General features: G+C 71.2%; 4 protein-coding genes. 2 read left to right on the forward strand and 2 right to left on the reverse strand.

The window, feature by feature from the left end; all coding sequences use genetic code 11:
* On the forward strand, nucleotides 1-1,232 hold a 1,232-nt coding region (locus AC16DP_RS24700; RefSeq protein ID WP_483956868.1), incomplete at its 5' end, for a serine/threonine protein kinase.
* Nucleotides 1,233-1,323: 91 nt separating this feature from the next.
* A complete protein-coding gene (locus AC16DP_RS24705; protein WP_329730855.1) occupies nucleotides 1,324-2,262 on the forward strand; it encodes a DUF2381 family protein in 939 nt (312 codons plus the stop codon).
* A 29-nt stretch (nucleotides 2,263-2,291) separates the two neighbouring features.
* On the opposite strand, the gene AC16DP_RS24710 is transcribed toward AC16DP_RS24705, so the two are convergent.
* Nucleotides 2,292-2,684, reverse strand: a complete 393-nt coding sequence (locus AC16DP_RS24710; RefSeq protein ID WP_329730856.1) for a hypothetical protein — start codon at nucleotides 2,682-2,684, stop codon at nucleotides 2,292-2,294.
* 44 nt (nucleotides 2,685-2,728) lie between these two features.
* The coding region (locus AC16DP_RS24715; RefSeq protein ID WP_483956869.1) for a hypothetical protein at nucleotides 2,729-4,029 on the reverse strand (1,301 nt) is incomplete at its 5' end.

Here is a 4,029-nt window from a genome sequence, read left to right on the forward strand (position 1 = left end):
AGACGGGCGAGGCGGTGCTGGTGGACTTCGGGGTGGCCTGGCACCCGGCCTGCCCCACGCTGACGAAGGGGATGTTTCCTCCGGGCACGCTGCCCTACCGGGCGCCGGAGGCGTGGGCGTATGGCCGGGCCCACGCGGGCGAGCCGGGCGCGCACTACCGGGCGGGGCCGGGAGATGACCTGTACGCGCTGGGGGTGGTGCTCTACCGGGTGCTGACGGGGCGCTTCCCCTTCCTGCCGGCCGAGCATGGGGGCGAGGACGTGGAGGCGGTGCTGCACCGGGCGCCCCTGCCGCCGCACGTGCTCAACCCGCGCGTGCCCCGGGCGGTGGAGGCGGTGTGCCTGCGGCTGCTGGCCAAGACGCCCGAGGCGCGCTACCCGGGCGCCGTGGCGTTGTGCGAGGCGCTGGAGGAGTTGAGGGCGCGCACGGATGTGGACTGGACGCAGGTGCCGCGCCCCGGGCCGCGGCCCCGGGTGAAGCCGTGGGGGCGCCGGGGCCGGGGGCTGGCGGCACTGGGGGTGGGGTTGGCCGTGGTGCTGGGGGCCTGGTGGCTCGGCTCCCGCCAGGAAGTGGCACCCGGAGCGCCCGCGCCGCACCCTGTGCGGGCCGTGGCCGCGCCTCGTTCCGAGGCGCCCCGAAAGGACAGTGCCCCCATGCAACAGCAACCCCTGAAGACACCCGGTGCTCCGCCGGAAACCGCTCCCCCGCGCCGCAAGGCCGCCGTGCGCACCGCGTGCCTGGGCCTCACCGGCGCCGCCCTCCAGGCCTGCCTGGGTGCCTCGCAGCAGGTGCCGTCCGAGCGCCCGCCGCCGCCGCCGCGGGCGTGTCCCGCGGGAGCCGTGGAGACCATGACGGCCACGCTCGGCCTGCGCCTCGGGGAATTCTTCAGCATGGACTGGAGCGCCGTGCGCGGCAGGTCCGTGGAGGTGTCCGAGGCCGCCTCCCTGCGCGTGGCGGGTGACTGGGAGACGAACAGGGACACGTGGGGCCGGGGCGACAAGGTGGCGCTGCCGGACCAGACCCGCGTCTCCGGGACGCTCTACGTCCACGAGGGGCGGGTGTACGGCCGCTTCACCGAGGCGCGCACGCCCCTGGGCGTGGTGTACCCGGTGTGCATGGAGTTGATGGATACGGATGGCAACGTCGGCCTGGAGTTCCAGCCCGGCAGCGGGCCGGGGAGGATGATGGTGGACCCCGTCGTGCGGCTGCGGGTGGTGGACCGTTTCAAGTAGGGGGCATCCGCGAAGTGGGACGGACACGACCGGGCAGGAGGTGTGGTAGAGCCCCACCCCTCCGGTTTCGTCCTCGTGAGGTGCCCGCCCCATGCCCGTGCTCTCCGCCGCCGCCCTGCTGCGGCTCGTGCTGCTCGCCGCGCCCCTGGAGTCCCCCACTCCCACCACCTCCTTTGACTGTGAGGCGGGCTCGCGCCACCTGGAGCTGAGCGCGGACACTCCCGGCGAGGCACTCGCGGTGTGCGTCCACCCGGGGCTCTCCACCAGCTTCTTCTTCGACGCGAAGCTGGCGCGGGTGGAGTTGGCCAGGCGGGAGTGGTTCCGGGTGATGCAGGGCGAGACGGGCCTGGCGCTCGTGCCCACGGTGGCACTGGGAGAGGGGGAGCGCGTGCCGCTGACGGTGTACTTCCAGGACGGCGCGGCCCCGGTGAGTGTCCGCTTCACCCTGGTGGTGCACCCCTCCGAGGCCGCGCGGCAGGTGGAGGTGACGCGCCAGCCGCGCTCGCTCGAGTCCTACCGGGAGGGCGAGGGGCAGGCGCGGGCGGAAGTGCAACAGTGCCGGGAGGACAAGGCGCGCCTGGAGGCGGAGTGCGGCGGGCAGCGGGGACTGCTGGGCCTGCGCGCCCAGGGGCTGCTGGGAGCGGGCGGCATCGTCAGCAAGAACCTCATGAAGAGCGTCACCTCGCGCCGGGGCAACACCCTCGAGTCCACGGAGGCCCGCAGCTACCGCGCCGACACCCCACGCCTGGAGAACGGGCACAAGGTGGTGCGGCTGGCCGTGGAGCAGCAACTACGCAACCACGGGAGCACGCCCTGGACTCCTGCCGGAGCGGTGCTGGTGGGGAAGAACGGAGAGGAGTGGAAGGTGCTGGGCGTGTGGCCGCTGGAGCCCATTGCGCCAGGCAAGAAGCTCCAGGTCCTGGTGGAGGTGGAGCTGACGGAGGAGGCGGCGCGCGGAACCTTCACGCTGAAGCTGTGGAGCCAGGAGAGCGGCACGGCGGAGTTCTTCGACGGGGTGACGTTCCCGTAGCCGGCGGCCCTCGCCACGGCGCACGGTGCTCAGATGATGTCGTTGGGCAGGTAGACGCGGTGGTCAGGGGGCAGTTGGCCCGAGCCCGCCAGCTTCAGGTACTCCTCGGTGCTGCGCACGGTGGCAATCACCTCGGGCACGCCATTGCGCGTCACCATCACCGCGCCAATGGTCCCCGGTTCCGCGTGGAAGATGGCCCAGAACGCCGCCCGCTCCTCGGGTGTCGGCTCCGCACGGATGCGCTGGACGATCATCACCACCAATCCGGCGGGTCCCATCGCAATCAACGCCAGGCCCGGCCAGTCTATCCTTCCCGAACGACCCCTGCTGACACTCCGGTAGAGAAGAGCACCCGACGTAGCCGCAAAGATGAACAGCCACGCCAGCAAGCCCAGCAGCCACAGGGGGAAGGGGTTCTTCACGGTGGTCTTCCTCACATGTCACCCTCCTCTCTGCGTCTACCCACTCACGGGCCGTCGAGGTTGCGTCGGACGCCCTGCTCCACCTGCTCGCCGGTCAGCGCGTCCACGAGATAATACCCGCCAAAGCCGATGATGAATCCCACGACGTTTCCCAGCAGGGGGACCTCCGAGCCCCAGATGGCTCCCACCACACCCGCCGCAACAGCGGAACTCAGACTGCCAGAAACAAAGGCCCGCGTGCCTGTCGCGACATAGTCTGTACGACCGTGCTCCTCGTCATCGAACGCGAGTGAGGCGATGGCGAAGACCGGTGCGGCCAGCGCTCCTCCAGCGAAACCACCCACTGCTCGACCCGTACCTGCCGACAGATGGACGTTGACGCCCCGTCTGACGAGTTGATGCGACACGGTACTGCCTGCGTTGGCCGTCACGAGATTCTGGGTGGCTCCACCTACCAAGCCTGACACTCCACCCGCCGCGGCGGCCTTCCCGAGTCTTGGTGCGACGGCGGGCTCTTGATCATTGAATATTTCATAGAGAAGCCAACCACCTTCACAAGCCACGGAAACCACGGCGCCCCCCGCCGCGCCACGCGCGCCCGTGATACCCGCGGCCACGGCGTTGCCGCGCACGCCTCCCCCATGGCGCGCCACCAGCAGCAACTCGGGGAAGACCCAGCGCTCGATTTCCGCGGCCGTCATGTGCGGGTTGGCCACGGCCACCTGCCGCCGGAAGCGCTCGAGTTGCACCAGATGGGGACTGGTGAGGCCATTGCCCTGCACGCGGCTGGCCAGCTTCTCCCTCACGGCCCAGAGCGCGGCCTCCACCTCCCGCCGCACCTCGGGCGAAGTCGTCGTGCCCCGGCGCGTGTTCTCCAGGTTCTGGTAGGCACGGTACACCGTGCCGCCGATGCGCACCGGCTCCAGCTCCAGCAGCTTGTCCGCCACCTCCCGGTAGGACTGCTTGCGGTAGGTGGCCGGGTCCCGCAGCACGGCCCGGAACGGCTCCACATGGTCCTCGTTCACCAGCAGGTAGCCATGGCGCAGCATCAGCGTCCGGCCCTCGGCCGCCGGAACCTGCGGGTACAAGGCCGCCCGCGCCCGCTCCCAGGTGCCAGGCCGCAGGCCCACCATGTCCCTCAGTCCGCTCAGGTACGTCTCGAACGCGTCCCCCCGGCTGTCCGCCGCGCGCACGCTCGTCTTCACCGACTTGAGCCGTCCCCGGGCGTCGCGCAGGTCGAAGATGGGGTGGTTGTAGCGCACGGCGTTGAGGTCCTGCTGGGGAAGCATGCCGGCGTGCCGGGCCGACAGTTCGCCGAGGGTGCCGCGCCAGTCGCCGCGCGAGA

This window comes from Archangium sp., assembly GCF_057119385.1.

Coding starts and splice junctions, on each gene's coding strand:
- AC16DP_RS24705 (WP_329730855.1), top strand. CDS start 1,324: ATGCCCGTGCTCTCCGCCGCCGCCCTGCTGCGGCTCGTGCTGCTCGCC.